General features: G+C 49.4%; 17 protein-coding genes. 7 read left to right on the top strand and 10 right to left on the bottom strand.

Going from position 1 to position 20,518, the window contains the following annotated elements:
- Positions 1–38: 38 nt before the first annotated feature.
- From queA to coaD, 5 genes are all read right to left on the bottom strand, one after another.
- A complete protein-coding gene (queA, locus tag C0081_RS10130; protein ID WP_101533662.1) occupies positions 39–1,094 on the bottom strand; it encodes a tRNA preQ1(34) S-adenosylmethionine ribosyltransferase-isomerase QueA in 1,056 nt (351 codons plus the stop codon).
- Between the two features lie 43 nt (positions 1,095–1,137).
- Positions 1,138–1,410: a hypothetical protein gene (locus tag C0081_RS23090; protein WP_146006435.1), complete on the bottom strand. Its 273-nt coding sequence runs from the start codon at positions 1,408–1,410 to the stop codon at positions 1,138–1,140.
- Positions 1,411–1,572: 162 nt separating this feature from the next.
- Positions 1,573–2,046, bottom strand: a complete 474-nt coding sequence (locus C0081_RS10140; RefSeq protein WP_101533664.1) for a peptidylprolyl isomerase — start codon at positions 2,044–2,046, stop codon at positions 1,573–1,575.
- Between the two features lie 81 nt (positions 2,047–2,127).
- Positions 2,128–2,688 (bottom strand): peptidylprolyl isomerase, encoded by a 561-nt coding sequence (locus C0081_RS10145; protein ID WP_101533665.1) that lies wholly within the window; start codon positions 2,686–2,688, stop codon positions 2,128–2,130.
- A gap of 11 nt (positions 2,689–2,699) precedes the next feature.
- Positions 2,700–3,200: a pantetheine-phosphate adenylyltransferase gene (gene coaD, locus C0081_RS10150; RefSeq protein WP_101533666.1), complete on the bottom strand. Its 501-nt coding sequence runs from the start codon at positions 3,198–3,200 to the stop codon at positions 2,700–2,702.
- A 229-nt stretch (positions 3,201–3,429) separates the two neighbouring features.
- Between coaD and C0081_RS10155 the strand changes: the two genes are divergently transcribed.
- Entirely contained in the window at positions 3,430–3,654 is a 225-nt protein-coding gene (locus C0081_RS10155) for a hypothetical protein (RefSeq protein ID WP_101533667.1), read from the top strand.
- A gap of 197 nt (positions 3,655–3,851) precedes the next feature.
- Here C0081_RS10155 and gyrA read toward each other — a convergent pair whose 3' ends face one another.
- Complete coding sequence (gene gyrA, locus C0081_RS10160; protein ID WP_101533668.1) at positions 3,852–6,671, bottom strand: DNA gyrase subunit A; 2,820 nt, start codon at positions 6,669–6,671, stop codon at positions 3,852–3,854.
- A gap of 218 nt (positions 6,672–6,889) precedes the next feature.
- Between gyrA and C0081_RS10165 the strand changes: the two genes are divergently transcribed.
- Positions 6,890–7,519, top strand: coding sequence for a MarC family protein (locus C0081_RS10165; RefSeq protein ID WP_101533669.1), 630 nt, complete (start codon positions 6,890–6,892; stop codon positions 7,517–7,519).
- Here the strand turns inward: C0081_RS10165 and C0081_RS10170 are convergent.
- On the bottom strand, positions 7,509–7,856 hold the full coding sequence (locus tag C0081_RS10170; protein WP_101533670.1) for a hypothetical protein: 348 nt from the start codon (positions 7,854–7,856) through the stop codon (positions 7,509–7,511). The two genes, C0081_RS10165 and C0081_RS10170, sit on opposite strands and share 11 nt — an antisense overlap.
- A gap of 230 nt (positions 7,857–8,086) precedes the next feature.
- On the opposite strand from C0081_RS10170, the gene C0081_RS10175 reads away from it, so the two are divergent.
- Complete coding sequence (locus tag C0081_RS10175; protein ID WP_180966825.1) at positions 8,087–9,646, top strand: CYTH and CHAD domain-containing protein; 1,560 nt, start codon at positions 8,087–8,089, stop codon at positions 9,644–9,646.
- A gap of 77 nt (positions 9,647–9,723) precedes the next feature.
- On the opposite strand, the gene C0081_RS10180 is transcribed toward C0081_RS10175, so the two are convergent.
- Both C0081_RS10180 and C0081_RS10185 read right to left on the bottom strand, forming a co-directional pair.
- Entirely contained in the window at positions 9,724–12,930 is a 3,207-nt protein-coding gene (locus C0081_RS10180) for an efflux RND transporter permease subunit (protein ID WP_101533672.1), read from the bottom strand.
- A gap of 10 nt (positions 12,931–12,940) precedes the next feature.
- Positions 12,941–13,957: an efflux RND transporter periplasmic adaptor subunit gene (locus C0081_RS10185; RefSeq protein WP_101533673.1), complete on the bottom strand. Its 1,017-nt coding sequence runs from the start codon at positions 13,955–13,957 to the stop codon at positions 12,941–12,943.
- 170 nt (positions 13,958–14,127) lie between these two features.
- On the opposite strand from C0081_RS10185, the gene C0081_RS10190 reads away from it, so the two are divergent.
- Together C0081_RS10190 and C0081_RS10195 are read left to right on the top strand one after the other, a co-directional pair.
- Entirely contained in the window at positions 14,128–15,075 is a 948-nt protein-coding gene (locus C0081_RS10190) for a cation diffusion facilitator family transporter (RefSeq protein WP_101533674.1), read from the top strand.
- Positions 15,076–15,214: 139 nt separating this feature from the next.
- Complete coding sequence (locus tag C0081_RS10195; RefSeq protein WP_101533675.1) at positions 15,215–15,808, top strand: NADase-type glycan-binding domain-containing protein; 594 nt, start codon at positions 15,215–15,217, stop codon at positions 15,806–15,808.
- Positions 15,809–15,898: 90 nt separating this feature from the next.
- Here C0081_RS10195 and C0081_RS10200 read toward each other — a convergent pair whose 3' ends face one another.
- Positions 15,899–16,450: a single-stranded DNA-binding protein gene (locus C0081_RS10200; protein ID WP_101533676.1), complete on the bottom strand. Its 552-nt coding sequence runs from the start codon at positions 16,448–16,450 to the stop codon at positions 15,899–15,901.
- Positions 16,451–16,851: 401 nt separating this feature from the next.
- Between C0081_RS10200 and uvrA the strand changes: the two genes are divergently transcribed.
- Both uvrA and C0081_RS10210 read left to right on the top strand, forming a co-directional pair.
- A complete protein-coding gene (gene uvrA, locus C0081_RS10205) occupies positions 16,852–19,749 on the top strand; it encodes an excinuclease ABC subunit UvrA (protein ID WP_101533677.1) in 2,898 nt (965 codons plus the stop codon).
- A gap of 558 nt (positions 19,750–20,307) precedes the next feature.
- Positions 20,308–20,460 (top strand): DUF1127 domain-containing protein, encoded by a 153-nt coding sequence (locus tag C0081_RS10210; RefSeq protein ID WP_101533678.1) that lies wholly within the window; start codon positions 20,308–20,310, stop codon positions 20,458–20,460.
- Positions 20,461–20,518: the final 58 nt, after the last annotated feature.

The raw sequence follows: 20,518 nt of genomic DNA on the forward strand, positions 1-20,518 counted from the left end.
GTTGTGATTTGATCGTTCATCATCATCTATTCCGTGCGCTAGCCTTTTTTCGGGCGCAGCAGCAGCGAGGAATCCCCATAAGAGTAAAAGCTGTATTTGTTTTCAATAGCATGGGCATAGGCCGCTTGCATGCGGTCCTGGCCCATGATGGCGGAAACCAACATGAAAAGTGTTGATTTGGGCAGGTGGAAGTTTGTCATCAGCCCGTCGATGGCCCTGAACTGATATCCAGGTGTAATGAAGATATCAGTATCACCACAAAATGGCTTGATGGTGCCATCCGGGTCCGTTGCGCTTTCTAGCAATCGAAGAGATGTCGTGCCTACCGCGATGATACGATTGCCGCGCGCATTCACCGCATTGAGCTTACCGGCGAGATCCGCGGTGATTTCACCCCACTCCGCATGCATTTTGTGATCATCGGTGTCATCGGCTTTGACAGGGAGAAATGTCCCTGCCCCTACATGTAGCGTGGCAAAATGCCTCTCAACGCCCTTGATTTGCAGCCGATTAAACAATCGATCTGTAAAATGCAATCCGGCGGTCGGGGCTGCAACAGCGCCTTCTTCGCGTGCGTAGATGGTTTGGTAGTCTGTCAGGTCCTGCTCATCCTCGGGGCGCTTTGAGGCGATATAGGGAGGCAAAGGAATGCTGCCGACTTCTGCAATGGCACGGTCTAACGCGGGGCCGCTGCAATCAAATCGCAAAGTAACTTCACCGGCATCGCCTTTTTCTTCGATCTTTGCGGTTAGAGTGTCGCCAAATTCCAACAAGTCGCCAATCTGGACTTTTTTGGCAGGGCGGGCAAAAGCGCGCCAGACGGACAGGTCTTCGCGTTTGTGCAGGTTGAAATGGATGTTGGCGCGAATGTCGCCTCTGACGCGTGTGCCGGAAAGCTCTGCCGGTATGACCTTGGTATCGTTGAAAACCAGCGCATCACCGGGATTTAGAAAATCTACTAAATCGAGAACTACGTGATTCTCAAAAGGGCCAGATGGTGGAATGTAAAGCAGCTTTGCTTCGTCGCGCGGATTGTGCGGGCGCAAGGCAATGCGTTCGGTGGGCAGGTTAAAGTCGAATAGGTCGACGCGCATGGCAGGGTCTGTCTTTTGTTTGAACGGGGCCGGTTGCCGTTAGTCAGGCAGACCAAGCGCGGTTTTGCAGGGCGATGCGATAGATATCCGGATCTTGGAAGGTAACCCTGACAGCATCCCCGTCATTAATGTTGGATTGGACGGCTTCATATCCCGCATTTGCTCTCATATCAACCCGTTTCTGCCATTCTTGCCGCCGTGGCAGGAAGAATACCAAAAGGATTTGATGATGGAGGGGGCTGGGAAGAGTTATCCCGTGCAGATGCGTAAATGAAAGTTGATTGGGGATATTCGTGTGGCGATGTTTATTTTTCAAAGCCGCTATGGCCTGCATATAGCCAAAGAGGAAAAGCCCAGACCGTTACAGTGGAAACGTTTGATGGTTTTCCAATGTGGGCGACGGCAAGCGATACGCCCAATAAATGGTGCGTATCGCCGCTCATGGTTTGGTCCGGGCCTTTCAAAAATTGAACAGACCTTAGAGGTCCGCAGCAACTTTCATGGAAACGATGCTGTCTGGATCTTGTACAGGTTCACCGCGTTTCAGCTGGTCAATATTTTCCATGCCTTCAACGACCTGACCCCAGTAGGTATATTGGTTGTCGAGCCAAGGTGCCGTATCGAAGCACAGGAAGAATTGGCTGTTTGCAGAGTTAGGGTTCTGCGAACGGGCCATAGAGCAAGAGCCACGGACATGTTTGGTTGCGCTAAATTCTTGTGCAAGATCTGGCTTGCTGGAACCACCGGTACCGGTGCCATGCGGACAGCCAACCTGAGCCATGAAACCGTCAATTACGCGGTGGAATACGATACCATCGTAAAAACCTTCGCGCGCCAGTTCTTTGATGCGCTCACAGTGCTTGGGTGCCAGATCTGGACGCAGCTCAATGACAACTTTGCCTTTGGTGGTTTCCATGACGAGTGTGTTTTCGGGATCTTTGATCTCAGCCAATAGTTTCTTCCTTATCTTAGATTTCGTCTGAACCTTGTGACGAATAACGGGTCACAGGGCAAGGATTGATTTGTTCGTCGGTTATTTTGCGTCCGCTGCGACTTGCATTTTCACGATAATGTCAGGGTTTACCGGAGGCTCGCCCTTCTTGATCTTATTGACAAATTCCATGCCGGATGCGACTTCGCCCCACACGGTATACTGGCCATTTAACCAAGATGAGCTTGCAAACATGATAAAAAATTGACTGTTTGCGCTGTCTGGATCTTGGGATCGCGCCATGCCAACCACACCTTTTTCAAAAGGCCGTGGGCTGAACTCCGCCTTGAGGTCCGGCAAGTTTGAACCACCTGTCCCGTTGCCTTTGGGATCGCCGGTCTGAGCCATAAAGCCGTCAATCACACGGTGGAACTTGAGCCCATCATAAAAGCCCTCGCGTGTGAGTTTTTTGATCCGCTTGACGTGGTTGGGGGCCAAATCAGGGCGTAATTTGATCACCACGCGGCCATAAACGGTATCAAGGAAAAGCGTATTTTCCAAATCTGATGCTTTTGTTTCCGCCGCATTGGCAGATAAGGGCGCAAGCAGGACAAATGAAGCGATTACGGCTGCAATTGTTAGAAAATGGCGAATTGAGGTCATGTCGTTTCCAATTAACTCGATAGTTTTTTGTCAAATGCTGATTTTACTGCATCTGGAACAAAGGGGGTGATGTCCCCACTCATTGCCGCAATCTGACGAACAAGGCTGGCGGTAATGTGGCGCGTGTCGCCGCTGGAAGGAACAAATACGGTCTGAATATGCGGTGCCATTTTTTCGTTCATACCGGACAATTGCATTTCATAGTCAAAATCAGACCCATCACGAAGGCCTCTTATCATGATTGTTGCGCCTGCGCGCATGGCTGCATCTACAACCAGATCGTCAAAAGATACGACCTCAAAGTCTGTCTTTGTCGCTTGGGCGATCGGGGCGACGATGGTGTTGATCATTTCAAATCGTTCTTCTTTGGTGAAGACCGGTTTTTTGCCGTGGTGCACACCAACAGCCAACACCAACTTGTCAGTAAAATGACAGGCACGGCGGACAACATCGATGTGACCAAAGGTTATGGGGTCAAAAGACCCAGGATAAAGTGCGATTTTTTCTGACATGGTCACATTCCATACCGCCCTCGCCCTTCGATCTCAAGCAAGAATTGGCAACTATTCGCATGACTAAAGAATATTTGGAACCTTTTTGGTGGTTAGCGCGTCTTACTTATAAGAGTTGTTCAGGTAAGTGAACACAACATGAATGAGACACTCAGAGCTCTTTCATGTCTGAAACGATAAAAAAGCATTAATGACGAGAGCACGAAAATGTGTCTGTGGGGTATCTAAAATGGCTTCTTTCAAAAAAACGAAATTTTTGGTCGCGACCGGAATCATGATCTGTATGCTCGGATTAGCATTCATCGCAGTCAGCGGCTCTTCTGCTCTATCCAGTGGCTATGGCACACATTTAAAACAGGCCAGCTTGGAAGCCATTGGCCTACAGACTTCAGGACGCTGCGAAGCGCGCAAGGGCTCCATGTCCTGTCTCAACCAAACTAGCACGATGTTCTAAACAGATATAGCCAACGGAGCAGATGACCTTCTGTTGCGACACCGTTGGCTCGTTTCTGACTGTATATCCAAACTCAAACTTTAGGGGCCCCTCGTGGGCCTCTTTTTTTAACTTCAGTTTCGACATTCAGTTTCGATATGTAGCAAAGATGTCAAAAAAAAGGGCTCCCCAAGGAGCCCTTTTCTAACGATTTGTTCTTATTCCGGATCATCCTCTGATGAGGCATCCGGTTGTGGCGTTTCATCAGTGGTTGGTTCAGTCCCTGCTTCAGGATTGGTCTGGGCGCCATCTTCTGACTCGATTTCATGATCGTCTTCTGAGATTTTCTCAACAGACACGACGCTTTCAGCTTCGCGTGTTTTGAAAACCGTAACCCCTTGAGTGGAGCGACCAGCGATGCGAATGCCGTCGATTGGGCAGCGAATAAGCTGTCCACCATCGGTCACCAACATGATTTGATCGGTTTCCTCGGCAGGGAAGCTGGCAATCAGGCGACCATTACGGTCATTGGTTGCCATGGCAACGATGCCCTTACCGCCACGTCCAGAGGTTCTATATTCGTAGGAAGAGCTTCGTTTGCCATAGCCATTTTCAGAAATGGTAAGGACAAACTGCTCGGCAGCACCCATTTCTGCATATCTTTCAACACTCATAGAGGTTGCCGGTGTTTCCAATGTTACATCGTCTCCACCTTCATCTGACAGTGCCCGCCGCGCCGCGCCGGCCTGACGCAGATATTCTGTGCGTTCATCAGGGGTGGCAACAAAATGCCGAAGAATGGACATCGAGATGACTTTGTCATCTTCTTCCAGACGAATGCCACGCACACCGGTGGACCCGCGAGACTGGAAGACACGTACATCTTCAACCGGGAAACGAATGCACTGGCCTTTGGCGGTGGTTAGCATCACATCGTCAACCGCGTTGCATGTTTCGACTCCGACAATGCCATCTTCAGGGACGCCATCTGGGCCCTCTTCGAATTTCATTGCGATTTTGCCGTTGCGATTGACCTGTTTGAAATCTGACAATTTGTTGCGCCGGACCGATCCAGATATGGTTGCAAACACCAGATCCAAAGTTTCCCAGCTTTCCTCATCCTCAGGCAGCGGCAGGATCGAGGTGATGTGTTCGCCTTGTTGCAATGGCAACAGATTGATCAGGGCTTTGCCTTTGCCTGTCGGAGCCGACAGTGGCAGACGCCAGACTTTCATCTTATAGGCAATACCGCGTGATGAGAAGAACAGAACTGGCGTGTGGGTGTTGCCCACGAATAGCCGTGTGACAAAATCCTCGTCTTTTGTTGCCATACCCGAGCGACCCTTACCGCCGCGGCGTTGGGCACGATAGGTCGAAAGAGGAACGCGCTTAATATATCCCGCATGCGATACGGTAACCACCATATCTTCACGCTGGATCAAATCTTCGTCGTCAAAATCCGCTCCGCCTTCGACAATCTCGGTGCGACGTGGATTTGCAAACTGTTCCTTGATCTCATGCATCTCTTCTTTGACGATCGAATAGATCCGTTCACGAGAGCGCAGAATTTCCAGATAGTCGCGGATCTTGTCGCAAAGAGCATTCAACTCGTCGCTGACTTCGTCACGTCCCAATGCGGTCAGGCGTGCCAAGCGCAGCTCGAGAATAGCGCGGGCCTGTTCTTCCGATAGATTGAAGGTTCCGTCTTCATTGATTCTATGACGCGGATCATCAATCAGCGCGATCAAATCGCGGATATCAGAGGCATCCCAATGACGTTCCATCAATTGCTGACGGGCCGAAGCTGGATCTGGAGCATTGCGGATTAGTTTAATTACTTCATCAATATTGGCAACAGCAATACCAAGGCCAACCAGAATATGAGCGCGATCGCGTGCTTTGTTCAGCAAGAACTTGGTACGGCGGCTAACAACTTCTTCGCGGAATGCGTTGAAAGCAACCAATACATCGCGCAGATTCATCAGCTCTGGTTTGCCACCATTCAGCGCAACCATATTGACGCCGAAGGAAGACTGTAGCTGGCTGTGACGATACAGCTGATTGAGCACCACATCAGCTATGGCGTCACGTTTCAGCTCAACGACGACGCGCATGCCCTGACGATCGGACTCATCGCGAATGTCTGAAATACCCTCAATGCGTTTCTCGCGGACTGCTTCTGCGATTTTCTGGATCATCGTGGCTTTGTTCACCTGATAAGGAATTTCGGTGATGATCAATGCCATACGATCTTTGCGGATCTCTTCTACATCGACTTTGCCGCGCATCATGACAGAGCCGCGGCCGGTATTATAAGCGCTGCGAATGCCGGAACGTCCGAGAATCATGCCGCCAGTCGGGAAATCAGGGCCTGGTACGATTTCCATCAACTCTTCTGGGGTCAGCGCAGGATTGTCGATCAGTGCGATAGAGGCATCAATCACTTCGCCCAAATTGTGTGGCGGAATATTGGTGGCCATGCCAACCGCGATGCCGCCTGCCCCATTGACCAAAAGCATGGGAAAGCGAGATGGCATAACGCGCGGTTCGCTCTCTGAACCATCATAGTTGTCAACGAAATCGACTGTATCTTTGTCGAGATCATCCAAAAAGGACTGTGCGACCTTTTCCAGACGGCATTCCGTATAACGCATTGCTGCTGCGCTATCACCATCGACCGAGCCGAAGTTACCTTGGCCTTCAATCAATGGCAGGCGCAGTGAAAAGTCCTGCGTCATGCGCACAAGGGCATCATAAATGGCTGTATCACCATGAGGGTGATACTTACCCATCACTTCACCGACGACACGCGCCGACTTACGATAGGATTTGTTCCATTCAAAGCCATTCTCGTGCATGGAATAAAGAATGCGTCGATGGACCGGCTTAAGGCCGTCTCGAACATCGGGCAACGCACGACTCACAATTACGCTCATCGCATAATCAAGATAGCTGCGTTTCATTTCTTCCGTGATGGAAATGGGCTTGATATCGCTCGAAAGGCCATCGCCCGTAATTGTATCGTTTTTATCTGTCAAAGGAGTGTCTCGAATCCTTGTCAAAAGGGTATTTATGTATAGCCGATTTATATCCGCACAGCAAAATTTTGCTCTTGCCCTGTGCGCAAAATGCTCCAGGATTGGGTGACCGGAGATTTACTGATATATCGGTCTTTTGCTGTTGGGCTTAACTTTGGCTCATTAGAGGTGATACTACACCCCTTCAAACCGCTTCCACATCTGCAGGAAACCCTCATATGCTGCCCTTTGACATGATGCTCAACGCCTTTGTTACTCTGTTTGTAACGATTGACCCGATCGGCCTTGCGCCTATTTTTCTGGCTATAACCAGTGGTGCAAGCAAACATGAGCGAATCCGCATCGGGGTTCGGGCGGTGATCGTCGCAGCTGGAATTTTGCTTACCTTTGCCTTGGTTGGTCAGGCGATTCTTTCTGTAATGGGCATTTCTTTGCCGGCATTTCGAATCGCAGGTGGCATTTTGCTGTTTGTCATTGCATTTGAAATGGTTTTTGAAAAACGTGAAGCCCGCAAAACGAAGTCGGCCGAACAGGCTATGTCGGATGACGAAATCCATAACATCGCCATTTTCCCTCTCGCCATTCCGTTGATTGCTGGTCCCGGCGCCATATCTGCGGTTTTGCTTTTGTCGTCCCAGTCGACAGACTGGATCGACATGGGGTCTACCTTGTTTATCGTTGTGTTTGTGCTTGGGTTGGTTTTATTCACTTTTGTGATCGCGGGTTGGGTGGAGAAGATATTGGGCGACAATGGCCGCAATATTTTGACTCGTTTGCTTGGTGTCTTGCTTGCGGCTCTCGCTGTTCAATTCATTGCAGACGGTGTGATGGCCATCGTCAGCGGCTGATTGTTAGCTTGAAGGTTTTGCCGCCATATCCATGTACAGTGTCCTTGCCGCGAATGGTTACCTCTGAGATATCATGAGGGATTTCAATGCCTCCCTTGGATCTCGTGAATGGCTGCTCATTGACATGGGGGTGTGCAAGCACGCGTGTGGTCAGTATGCTGCCATTTGGAGCCAAAACGTCCCACGCATCGGCATAATGGTCCCAACCTTCGTCAGCATGCTTCAGGGTTGCTGAAATGCTATATGTGCCGCCTGTCTCTTTCTTGATTTGCGCGTCGATAACATCAACCTCTCCGGCCAATGCAGATGATACCCAAACCATAGGGATGCTTATCATTGCAGCAATGGCGCCTAAACATACTCTCATTCTCTGTGCCTCATAATTTATAAATGGAAGACTTTCTATCTTAGTCAAAGTTCCCGATTTTCTAAGTCACGTTATTGCGAGGATTCCACGCACTACGGGCTTGTCTGTTGTCGGCATAAAATATGGCATGTGAACCAAGCACGTCTTTCTCCTTGCTCCATTGTCCTTTCTGTTCGTACTTTGGAAATGAGGAGATGATCATGGCACATGCACAGAATAAAGAACTCGAACTGAAATTCGAGATGGATGTTGGTGAGCTGAAGGCATTGCAGATGACTGCGGCGCAATGCGACGATTTGCATGGCGAGCCAAAAGTGCGGCAATTGCGTTCGATCTATTTCGATACGCCTACCTTTGCATTGCGTGCAGCCGGCATCGCCTTACGGGCTCGTTTGGTGGATGGACAATGGGTACAAACCGTCAAGGCAAAGACTGTTGTCAAAGGCGGCGTCTCAAATCCTATCGAGAGCGAAAATCCTCTGGATAATTCCACCCCCGTACCGGCGCTGATTGGGGATAAAGTCTTGCGTAAACAGGTGCTGCGTATCGTTGAAGAAGCACTGCTGCTGCCGGTATTCGAAACTGTTGTTGAACGCACAAGCTATCGCCTGATGTCAGTTCGTGGCGGAGATGTTGAGCTTGCTGTTGATGTTGGGCATGTCTTTAGTGACAAGGGGTTGATACCCATCGGAGAAGCTGAATTGGAGTTGAAGGCTGGCGGCCCCGAGGTTCTATTGCATTTTGCTTCTGTTCTTTTTGCTGGTCGCCATTTCAAGCTGGCCAGTCAGAATAAAGCCTCGCGCGGTTTTGTCCTTATCGGGGCTGAAAAACCACCGCACCTTTTGCCTGTTGCATTGAGCCTGCCCTCTATTTCAGAGTCCCAAACCATTCATCAAGCCTTTGTGCAATTGATTGACGCTACGGTTGACTTCATTCTTCACAATTGGGCCGTTACGCAGTCGTGCAATGATCCTGAAGGTCCGCATCAACTGCGCGTCGGGTTGCGTTTGTTCCGCAGCCTGTTGCGCGCGTTTCGGCCCTCAATCGACAATCCTGCTCTTCGTGAGATGGAGAAACGCGCACGTTATGTGACGCATCTGGTGGGAAGATTGAGGGATCTGGATGTCCTTATTGATGATATTTACGCGCCTGTTGCCCTAAAAGAGGGTGGTAAAAATCAACTGGACGAGAGACGGTTGGCTGACCGTCTAACACGTTATAGGGACGTAGTACGAAGTCAGACGCTTGAAGAGATGCAGCACTGGCCCTGCGCGTCATTTCAAATTGAATTGGCCCTGTTTACACGCATGGCGCCTTGGGACACCAACAATACCGGTTCAGATCGGGCCGAACCGATTCCTGCTTTGGCAAAATTGGCATTGAAAAAATCTTATCGACATTGCCAAAGGTGGGGTGCCGACATTGATAAACTTGATTTTTCCGAACGGCATTCCATGCGCAAATCGCTAAAAATCGTTCGCTATCAAGCCGAGATTTTTGGACCGCTCTATGGTCGCCGTAAGACGAGGCGGTTTTGCAAGAAGCTGAGAGCATTGCAGGATGTCTTTGGCTATCTCAATGACGTCGCGATGGCGAGCCACCTAAGCAAAGTCGTGCGGGATGCTGGGCCAGCCTGTCCAACCGATAAAAAGATCGCTGATAAGGTGATTGCCCGGCATGAAAAACAGGCTCAAAAGGCATGGAAGAAGGCGAAAAGGCGTTGGGAGAAACTAGATGATACCCGCCCTTTCTGGTCTTGATTTTGCAAATATAGAATATAAAAGCCCGGCGAAAGATAGTCTCGCCGGGCTTTTGTTTTGGTTGTTCAGGCGGGTGATCAAACCTTTGTGTCAGCGCCTTTTAGAGCAATGTAAATGGCCGGAATGACCAATACTGTTAGTAACGTTGATGAGGCCAGTCCGAACAGGAGCGAGATCGCTAGCCCCTGAAAGATTGGGTCGGCCAAAATGACGACAGCACCGATCATTGCCGCCAAGGCTGTGAGCATGATTGGTTTAAAGCGAATAGAGCCAGCCTCAAGCAACACCTCCTTCAACTGTCGCCCTGAGCCTTTTGCATGGCCTACAAAATCGACCAACAAAATCGAGTTGCGTACGATAATGCCGGCGAGTGCGATAAAGCCAATCATTGATGTAGCTGTGAAGGCCGCACCAAAAATCCAATGACCAATCATTATGCCAATCAGTGTGAGAGGAATCGGTGTTAGGACCACCAATGGCACTCTGAAGGAGTGGAATTGGGCGACCACTAGGGCGTAAATTGCCAGAATGGCCACACCAAATGCGGCTCCCATATCACGGAATGTGACCCAAGTGACTTCCCACTCGCCGTCCCAAAGCATAGATACTTCGGATTCGTCCTCCGGTTGGCCATTCAGAATGACTTTTGGTTTGGGAAGATCCCCCCAATCGTGTGAGTCAATTTTTTCTTGTACAGCCAACATGCCGTAGATAGGTGCTTCAAAGTCGCCAGCCAGTTCGGCCATCACCATTTCGGCGGAGCGGCCATTGTGACGAAAAATCGGGAAACTGGCCTTTTCTCGATCAATGCGAACGATATCGCCCAGTTCGGTCACACCTCTGTCGCCGGGAATGGCATTCTGCGGCACAGGAATTGACAATAAGCGTTCAGAGAGGCTCAAATCTTTTTTATTGGGTTTAACCGCTATTTCAATCGGACGGCGCCCCTCGCCTTTATGGGAATATCCGACCACTTGGCCATTGAGATAGTATTGAATGGTTTGATAGATGTCGCTTTGTTCAACTCCGTAATATTCCTGATTATCCTGATCAATGCGAATGCGTGCTCGCATGGATGGCGTTCCAAAACTGTCATCTACATCGACAATAAAGGGTACTTGTTCGAATAATGTGCGCAGTTCTGTGGCGACAGTTCTGCGGGTCTGTGCATCTGGACCATAGATTTCGGCCAACAAAGTAGACAGAACCGGCGGTCCAGGTGGGACTTCAACCACTTTAAGGCTGGTTCCCTCTATCATTGGAAGGTCTGCAATCAGCTTGCGAATTTCCAATGCTATGGCGTGGCTGGTCCTGTCGCGCTCGCCTTTTTCCGTCAGGTTGATCTGTAGATCCCCCTGTTCGGGGTTGCCGCGCAAGAAATAGTGCCGCACAAGGCCGTTAAAGCCAAAGGGAGCCGCCGTGCCCGCGTGGGATTGGATGGTGTGGATTTCCTCGACACTCTCCAACCGATTTGCTGCAGCGGAAAGCAAACGATCTGTCGCTTCAAGGGAGGACCCTTCAGGCAAATCTGCGATGATTTGCAGTTCCGATTTGTTGTCGAATGGCAATAGTTTAACGGTTACATCCTTGGTATAAAAAAGCAAAGTTGATGCAATTGTGGCCCCTCCTACGATCAAGAGGAAGATCCATGAACGCCCCCTTCCCGCCAAAATGGGTTTGGCGGCCACACGGTAAACCTTGCCCAGAATGCCTCCGTCAGCTGCTTCGGAATGCCCCGGCTTTCCGATGATATTCATCAGCCATGGAGTCAGCATAACGGCAACAAAGAATGATAGGATCATCGCGGCTGATGCTACGGCGGGAATTGGGCTCATATAGGGGCCCATTAGTCCCGATACGAACATCATGGGCAATAGAGCGGCGACCACGGTGAGGGTCGCAACAACGGTTGGGTTGCCCACTTCGGCGACGCCTTCAATGGCAGCGCGTATCTTGGATCTATCATCGGGCATGGCCCAGTGCCGGGCAATATTTTCGATCATAACGATGGCGTCATCAACCAAGATACCGATTGCAAAAATGAGCGCAAACAGCGAAACGCGGTTGATGGTGTATCCCATCAAATAGGTGGCGGCCAACGTCAGCAGGATTGTCGTTGGAATGACAATCAGGACCACTATGCCTTCACGCAATCCGATGGCAACACCAACAAGAATGACGATAGATATGGTCGCTAACCCCAGATGATAAAGCAGTTCGTTGGCTTTTTCGTTTGCGGTTTCGCCATAGTTGCGGGTGACATCTATCTTGATACCTGCCGGAATAATGTGCCCTTTGAGTTGGTCAACACGCTCGATAATTGAATGGGAAATATCGACCGCGTTGGCCCCTTTGCGCTTGGCGATAGCAAGCGAAACAGCCGGAAGGCGATTGAAACCACCGTCGTCTTTTCTGGACATGTGCCAAACGCGCTGTTCTTTCTGGCTACTGCCAACAACCACTTTGGCAACATCCTGCACATAAACAGGTCGGCCATCACGAGAGGTTACCAACAAAAGACCAATGTCGGGCACTCCGCGTAGTGTCTGGCCGACTGCAACAGGCAGGCTTTTATTTTGGTCACGTAGCGCACCAACCATGAAAGATGTATTGGCCGACTGCACCTTCCCCACCAGTTGTTGCAAAGTTATGCCATACAGCGCTAATTTCTCAGGGTCCGGTTCGACGCGGATCTGATCCGTTTGACCTCCGACAATATAAGTCAAACCTACATTTTCGAGTTTGGCCAACTCTACACGCAGTTCGTCCGCGATATTATACAGAGTGGTATCGTTCCAGTTTTCGGCGACGTCTGGTTCTGGCGAGAGGGTCAAGACGGTGATGGCTACATCATCAATGCCACGACCAATGATGAGCGGTTGTGGAATTCCCACTGGAATGGAAGACAAATTGGCCATGATCTTGTCATGAACGCGCAAAATAGCTGTGTCGGAATTGGTGCCAACCAAAAACCGAGCTGTTACAACAACCATATCGTCGTAACTGTTTGAATAGACATGCTCCACGTCGTCAATGCTTTTGACGATGGTCTCCAGCGGTTCCGTGATCAGTTTGACCGCATCTTCGGCTTTTAAACCGTCGGCCCTGACGTGAATGTCGACCATTGGCACCGAAATTTGTGGTTCTTCCTCGCGAGGCAAAGCCATCAATGCAACCAATCCCAACGTGAAGGCTGTGATCAGAAGAAGCGGGGTCAAAGGGGATGTTATGAAACTCTTGGCCAGGTTTCCCGAAATGCCAAGATTATGTGGTCCATTGTCCATCTTGGCTCCTTTAAGGCTGTAACAGCACGTCACCGGCTTGTAAGCCGGATAGGATTTCGATCATCGTGGACCCATCTCGTTGATAAGTTCTGCCGATTTGCACCGCGATGTCGGTCGCTTCGCCGTCTGTTCCATTTGAATGAACAAAATCAACGCCATAACGGTTGAAAACGAAGCCAAGGGGAACGAGGTAAGTGTCACGTTGTCCGGCCCCTACGCGCACCTGAATGCGTTCACCGACAAAATAGTTACCCAGTCCGTCGACTGTGGCATCAGCCAAAACGCGACCGCTGGCAATTTTGGGGAAAACTTTCACGATCTCACCTGTTCTGGTGCATGATCCTTCACAATCGGACCCACGGCCAGCAACTTCGACAGGATCGCCTTTTTCAAGGAACCGTGCGTGGCGCTCTGGTAAAGAAAGGCGCAAGATATAATTGTCTTTCGCGATTGTGGCGACGGGTTCACCCGGCATAACCACAGACCCTATGGTAATTGGCACATCCAAGACACGGCCTGACTGTGGTGCAAGCACCGCGCCTTCTTCTAACTGGCGCTGAATGACGGCCTTTTGAGCCTGTGATGCTTCGAGTGTGCTGTTAGCCACATCATATTGGGTGTTGATCTGGTCTAGTCGGGCTTTGGTTGTCGACCCTCGTTTAAACAGTTGTTCGGCCCGTTCCTGTTCGGTTTTGATATTGGCGATCTCACGTTCGGCCGCACGAATTTGGGCTTCAATAGCCTCAATTTGTAAACCAAGTTTGGGGTCGCGGACCAATGCAATGGTCTCGCCTGCTTTGACCTGACTGCCCTCTGTCACGGTCAATTCGGTAATGGTTCCGGTTATACGCACCCGTGCAGCAATAGAATCGGTGCTTTCAACGGTCGCAAAGACGGCCTTTTTGTCTTCTACAGAAACCAATTTAACTGTGTAGTCACTCGCGAATGCCTGAAAAGATGGTGCAGTCAGAGCGACGAAACACGCGATGAGCAGTGCAGAACGGGGTTTTGGGTGTGACTTGCGCATGGAAAAGTCTCTCCTGCTGTCCAAACTATATATTAGTAATTACGAATATAAGAAATAAATCACATTGTCAAAGGCCTATCAGCAACAATTCCCTATTTTATTCCTTGGGTCCATCCGTTAGAACAAGTATCATTATTGTTTCATATGCTGGCCGCTCCAGGAGAATTCATTTGGCATCCCACGGTTCAAAGAAGGTCATTTACGCAGCTCTCGCTGGTAACGGATTGATTGCTATCACTAAATTTTTTGCAGCTTCCATCACGGGGTCCTCTGCTATGTTGTCTGAGGGCATTCACAGTCTGGTGGATACCGGTAATCAGGGGTTGTTACTCTATGGTATAAAGAGAGCCAGCAAACCAGCGGATAAGAAACATCCCTTTGGTTATGGCTCCGAGCTCTACTTTTGGGCCTTTGTTGTTGCCTTGTTGATTTTTGCTGTCGGAGCGGGGCTGTCTATTTACGAAGGCATTCAAAAGGTGCTTGACCCACATCCTATTAGCGATCCCACCATTAACTTTTATGTTCTGGGTGCCGCTTTGGTATTTGAAGGCTGGGCATGGTGGATTGCGCTCAAAGAGTTTCGCACCACAAAAGGGAAACTGGGTTGGCTAGAGGCGGTTACCGACTCAAAAGATCCGACGGTCTTTACCGTGTTATTCGAAGATTCTGCTGCGATGCTCGGGTTGGTCGTTGCTGCGATCGGTATTGGCGTTTCTTATTATATGCAAATTCCTTGGATGGATGGGGCGGCGTCAATCGTTATTGGTGTCATTTTGGCTGGAACGGCCTTCTTGCTTGCTTATGAAACCAAAGGATTGTTAATCGGCGAAGCGGCATCTACTGAACTGGAAGCGGAGATCACCAACATTGTCTCTGCGCATCCTGCGGTTACCACCGTCAATGAACTGCGCACATTGCACCGTGGGCCCAATGAAGTGTTGTTGACCCTGAGTATTGATTTTGAAAACACTATGATTGTCGGCAAATTGGAAAAGGTGATCGCGGAGCTTGAAGGCGATATACGAGCCCGGTTCCCGCAGATTCATCGGATTTTCATCGAGGCACAATCTCACCGAGATCATGTAGCTGTAGCGGAAATCTTGAACGAGGAAGCCTGAAAAAGCAGTATCTTCTCTCAATAGAATGTTGTGATTTTTATAAGGCTCTGCGATGTCCTAGGACACTGCAGAGCCTTTTGTTTACAAGGTGTCAGCTTCATACTCTATGCTATCATATGTCTTTTTATGGGAGGGATTGATGAAGGCATACTCTGTTTTTCACTTTTTACTGCCTTTTGGTGTGGTCTATTTTCTCTTGGTTTGGTGCCCGATAGCATTCGCTCAGGGACCTGATTGTGATCGGATCTATTTTGGAACTGAACTTGTTGATGACGTGACCTATTGTGCGAGTTCGGTTCTTCCAAATTCTAAAGTCGCAACCTACCGGCCGGGCAACCTGTCTGGATGGGAAGCAAACACACATCACGCTTGGTGCGAAGGCAAGCATGGCAACGGGGTTGGCGAATGGTTTGAATTTACGGCCCGACCCAGTACGACCATTCGCAAAATGATCTTCTTTAACGGTTACCAAAAGAGCCGTAAGTCATTTTCACAAAATGCGCGTGCACGGGATATTACCATTCGCACAGATAGCGGTTTGGTTCTTAATCGCCGCTTGTTGGATCGTTGGGGAAAACAAGTTATCAACTTGGACGGCTGGCATCAAATCAGCAGCATTCGCGTCACCATTCGTTCTGTCTATCCGGGAACGAAATATAGCGATCTGTGCCTATCGGGGTTTGGGGTTGATTTTGAGGAGCTACGCGAGCTGGAATTCCAGCAGATGCAATAATCCCGGACAATGAGCGCATTATCCGGGAATGATTGTTTCATCTCATTTGTAATGATGCTTGTCTCAAGCACTAACAAGAGTGTCTTGTCATCAAAACGGGATGTCGTCATCCATCTCATCGCGGAAACCACCGCCTTGTTGCGAGGTGCTTGGTTGACTGGTGCCTGATGGACCACCGAAACCACCCGGAGTTGACCGCTCCTGACCTCCGCCATAACCGCTACTAGGAGCGCCGGGACCGCCGAAATCGCCGCCCTGTTGGCCGCCGCCAAAGTTGCCGCCACCTTCTCCTCGGTTATCAAGCATGGTCAGGTTGCCATTAAACCCTTGCAAAACCACTTCCGTTGAATAACGGTCCGCACCGCTCTGGTCTTTCCACTTGCGGGTCTGTAGCTGACCTTCCAGATAAACTTTAGCACCTTTTTTTAGGTAATTTTCTGCAATCCGGCACAGGCCTTCATTGAAGATAACAACACGATGCCATTCGGTTTTTTCGCGCCGCTCGCCAGAATTGCGATCTTTCCAGCTTTCTGACGTAGCAATAGACAGGTTAGCGATAGGGCGGCCGTCCTGCGTTCTGCGAATGTCGGGATCGGCTCCCAAATTGCCCACAAGGATGACTTTATTTACGCTTCCGGCCATTGGTTTGTCCTTTGTCTTTTGTGCCCGCCCCGTACTGTAACAATTAGAACGGGTGGAGCCTAGCATAGGCGGGTTTGATCTACAGTTCTATATTCGTTTGCCTTCAATCCCCATCCTTTGCCGGTTGGCGTCAGCACCCACTTGAAAGGTAGAAGTGACGGTTTAAATAATAGAACAAAGTATGTACAAATGGAAGTGCCGAGGCTAATATGCTCGCGATGTGGGTCATGAGCTTAGGCAATTGCCTTTGATTTTATAAAGCGTTATTGGATCGAGTGGGACGAAAATCTGTCATTAGCGAGTTTTGGAAAATCTGATCTTGTCCCCTTGATCGTATGCGTACATAGCATCGACTTATTGATATAGATGGCTTTAGTAAGCCTTCGGAGAGATTGCCTGACATGAGTAGCGAAACACAAAAGCCCGTTCCTTCTTCCCTGAAAGCGATTTCGATTCGCGGCGCTCGGGAGCACAATCTTAAAAATGTTGATGTGGACATTCCCCGGGATCAATTGATTGTCATGACAGGATTGTCTGGGTCGGGCAAAAGCTCTTTGGCCTTCGATACCATCTATGCGGAAGGGCAGCGCCGCTATGTGGAATCTCTCTCTGCTTATGCCCGCCAGTTTTTGGAAATGATGCAGAAGCCGGATGTCGACCAAATCGATGGTTTGTCGCCAGCTATTTCTATCGAACAAAAGACCACTTCACGCAATCCACGCTCAACGGTGGGTACTGTAACTGAAATCTATGATTATCTGCGTTTGCTCTATGCTCGTGTCGGCATTCCCTATAGCCCTGCGACAGGCCTACCCATCGAGAGCCAAACCGTTAGTCAAATGGTTGATCGGGTTATGGACTTGCCGGAAAAAACTCGGTTTCTTTTGCTGGCTCCGATCGTGCGTGGGCGCAAAGGGGAGTTTCGCAAGGAATTGGCGGAACTGGTCAAGCGAGGCCTGACGCGGTTCCGTATTGATGGCCAAATGTATGACGATGGCGATTTGCCAACGCTGGATAAGAAATTCAAGCATGACATTGAAGTCGTTGTTCACCGGATGGTGGTCAAAGATGGCATTCAAAAGCGGTTGGCGGATTCTTTGGAGTTGTCGCTTGGCTTGGCAGACGGTCTATCAATCGTTGAAATGGTGGACGAGAAGGACGAAAAAGGAGCGCCCAAGCGGATTGTTTTTTCGGCGAAATTCGCCTGTCCTGTTTCGGGTTTTACCATTCCGGAAATAGAGCCGCGTCTGTTTTCCTTTAACAATCCATTCGGCGCCTGTCCTGTTTGTGACGGTCTGGGCAGTGAATTGCAAATCAGTCCTGAGCGCGTGGTTCCAGACATGTCACTCAGCCTCAAAGACGGGGCAATTGCGCCTTGGTCCAAAGGGACTTCTCCTTTCTATCGTCAAACGCTCGAGGCTTTGGCGCGCCATTATGATTTTAAACTGACCGTGCCATGGGTGGAATTGCCCTTTAAGGCGCAGGAGATTCTTCTGCATGGCACGGGAAAAGAGAAAATACAGTTTGTTTACGACGACGGGGCGCGTTCTTACAAAACCGAGAAACCTTTTGAAGGCGTGATCCCAAATCTTGAACGACGCTTTAGAGAGACCGAGAGCAATTGGGTGCGCGAGGAACTGAGCAAGTTTCAATCCAGCCACCCTTGTTCCGCCTGTGAAGGCCATCGTTTGAAGCCTGAAGCCTTGGCTGTGAAGCTGGATGGTCAACATATTTCTCAAGTCGCGACTCTATCTATTCGCGCAGCTGCCCACTGGGTGCACCATCTTCCGGAGACACTCACCAGCAAACAAATGAAAATTGCAGAGCGGATTTTGAAAGAGATTCGTGAGCGACTCAATTTCCTCAACGACGTCGGACTTGAATATTTAACCCTATCGCGCGGCTCTGGCACTCTTTCGGGCGGAGAAAGCCAGCGTATTCGGCTGGCGTCGCAAATCGGATCAGGCTTAACCGGTGTGCTTTATGTGCTCGATGAACCATCCATCGGATTGCACCAGCGCGACAATGCGAGACTCTTAGAAACGCTGAAGCATTTACGAGATCTGGGAAACACCGTGATTGTTGTTGAGCATGATGAAGATGCGATTTTAAGCGCTGACCATGTGATCGACGTTGGCCCAGGGGCTGGTGTTCACGGAGGCCGGATCGTCAGTCAGGGGACGCCAACGGAAATTTTGGCTGACCCCGCCTCTTTAACAGGGCAATATTTGTCCGGAGCCTTGAGCATTGGTGTTGAAAATGGTCGGCGCACGAGCAAGAAGGGTCGTGAAATAACCGTCGTCAATGCGCGAGGCAACAACCTCAAGAATGTAACCGCCTCCATTCCTCTTGGTATATTCACATGTGTGACCGGTGTTTCGGGTGGGGGCAAGTCTACCTTCCTTATCGATACGCTGTATAAAGGCGCGGCGATGAAGCTCAACAAAGCCCGCAACATGCCCTCCCCTCATGACCGTATTGAAGGACTGGAACATATCGATAAGATTATCGATATTGATCAATCGCCGATTGGCCGTACACCTCGTTCTAACCCTGCCACATATACCGGTGCCTTCACTCCGATCCGAGAATGGTTTTCAGGCCTGCCTGAAGCGAAAGCTCGTGGATACAAGCCAGGTCGTTTTTCATTCAATGTGAAAGGTGGACGATGTGAGGCTTGTCAGGGTGATGGAGTCATCAAAATCGAAATGCATTTTCTGCCTGATGTCTATGTGACGTGTGATGTCTGTCAGGGGCATCGCTATAATCGTGAGACACTTGAAGTGGAATTCAAAGGCAAATCCATTGCCGGTGTTCTGGATATGACGGTGGATGAGGCAGCTGAGTTCTTTGCTGCGGTTCCCTCTGTGCGTGACAAGATGGTGACGCTGCAAAAAGTCGGACTTGGCTACATAAAGGTAGGCCAGCAGGCCAATACTTTGTCAGGCGGTGAGGCACAACGTGTAAAATTGTCTAAAGAGCTCTCCAAGAGATCCACTGGACGAACGCTATATATTTTGGATGAGCCAACCACCGGATTGCATTTTCATGATGTCGCCAAGTTGCTGGAAGTTCTGCATGAGTTGGTCAATCAGGGCAACAGCGTCGTTGTGATTGAGCATAATCTTGAAGTCATACAAACGGCAGACTGGATTTTGGATCTCGGTCCTGAAGGTGGAGATGGTGGGGGTGAGATTGTCGCCGTTGGTACACCAGAGGATTTGGTCAAAGTCGAGAGAAGCTATACGGGTGTCTTTCTTAAGGAGTTGCAAGAAAGACGCAAAGCTAACGCTGATTAGTGTCTTGCCAATATCCAAGAGAGATCTTGATGGGGCGCTATCTGGTGCATTTACTATGCGCCAGATCTCTATTTGGGCAGGTTATTCTCTTTCATTTATCCAGTCTTTTTCGTTTCCTTGAACCAAATCAAAAATTAGGCTGGGATTCTATGGTGCAGCGCACATTTTTGATGAATTCAATGAGAAACAGCTGCTTGGGATGACTGAAATTGGTGTCAAAAAATTATATCAACACCATTGACCTTTGCGTCATACGCACTATTGCCTATTGAATGTTGAGTGCTAAAATTGATTCAATAATCTTATAAGATATTGTATTTAAAGGAATAAATATTTATTCCTTTAGACCGGTATGCAAATTTAGATGGGCTTGATTTAGTTAGTAACAGATTTGCATTGGATGCAGGACAGCTATGCATTATTTTGCAGTGCAACTCAAAAATATTTCCTGTATATCTTATTTCAACAAACGAGAGCAACTTAACTCCTCCCAATAAGCGCTCTTGAAATCGATACTTGTAACGCTAACTTATTAGTTAACCGCAAAAAGGATCAGACATGTTTGATAGTTTTGTAGATGGCTACCGTCAGTGGCGTAACTTTCGCGATACAGTTGATGAACTGAGCAGCTTGAGTAACCGTGATCTTGCAGATCTTGGCATTTCTCGCAGCGACATTCCGCAAGTTGCCCGTGAATCGGTCAGCAAGTAAGAATTTATGGAATTCAGGTTTTCTCCTCCTCCCGGAAACCTGATCGGTTTCAAAACGA

It is taken from the genome of Cohaesibacter celericrescens, assembly GCF_002866925.1.
GTDB lineage: Bacteria > Pseudomonadota > Alphaproteobacteria > Rhizobiales > Cohaesibacteraceae > Cohaesibacter > Cohaesibacter celericrescens.

Coding starts and splice junctions, on each gene's coding strand:
- C0081_RS10145 (WP_101533665.1), bottom strand. CDS start 2,688: ATGACCTCAATTCGCCATTTTCTAACAATTGCAGCCGTAATCGCTTCA.
- C0081_RS10210 (WP_101533678.1), top strand. CDS start 20,308: ATGTTTGATAGTTTTGTAGATGGCTACCGTCAGTGGCGTAACTTTCGC.
- C0081_RS10175 (WP_180966825.1), top strand. CDS start 8,087: ATGGCACATGCACAGAATAAAGAACTCGAACTGAAATTCGAGATGGAT.
- C0081_RS10165 (WP_101533669.1), top strand. CDS start 6,890: ATGCTGCCCTTTGACATGATGCTCAACGCCTTTGTTACTCTGTTTGTA.
- uvrA (WP_101533677.1), top strand. CDS start 16,852: ATGAGTAGCGAAACACAAAAGCCCGTTCCTTCTTCCCTGAAAGCGATT.
- C0081_RS10195 (WP_101533675.1), top strand. CDS start 15,215: ATGAAGGCATACTCTGTTTTTCACTTTTTACTGCCTTTTGGTGTGGTC.
- C0081_RS10200 (WP_101533676.1), bottom strand. CDS start 16,450: ATGGCCGGAAGCGTAAATAAAGTCATCCTTGTGGGCAATTTGGGAGCC.
- C0081_RS10185 (WP_101533673.1), bottom strand. CDS start 13,957: ATGCGCAAGTCACACCCAAAACCCCGTTCTGCACTGCTCATCGCGTGT.
- coaD (WP_101533666.1), bottom strand. CDS start 3,200: ATGTCAGAAAAAATCGCACTTTATCCTGGGTCTTTTGACCCCATAACC.
- C0081_RS10155 (WP_101533667.1), top strand. CDS start 3,430: ATGGCTTCTTTCAAAAAAACGAAATTTTTGGTCGCGACCGGAATCATG.
- C0081_RS10180 (WP_101533672.1), bottom strand. CDS start 12,930: ATGGACAATGGACCACATAATCTTGGCATTTCGGGAAACCTGGCCAAG.
- C0081_RS10170 (WP_101533670.1), bottom strand. CDS start 7,856: ATGATAAGCATCCCTATGGTTTGGGTATCATCTGCATTGGCCGGAGAG.
- queA (WP_101533662.1), bottom strand. CDS start 1,094: ATGCGCGTCGACCTATTCGACTTTAACCTGCCCACCGAACGCATTGCC.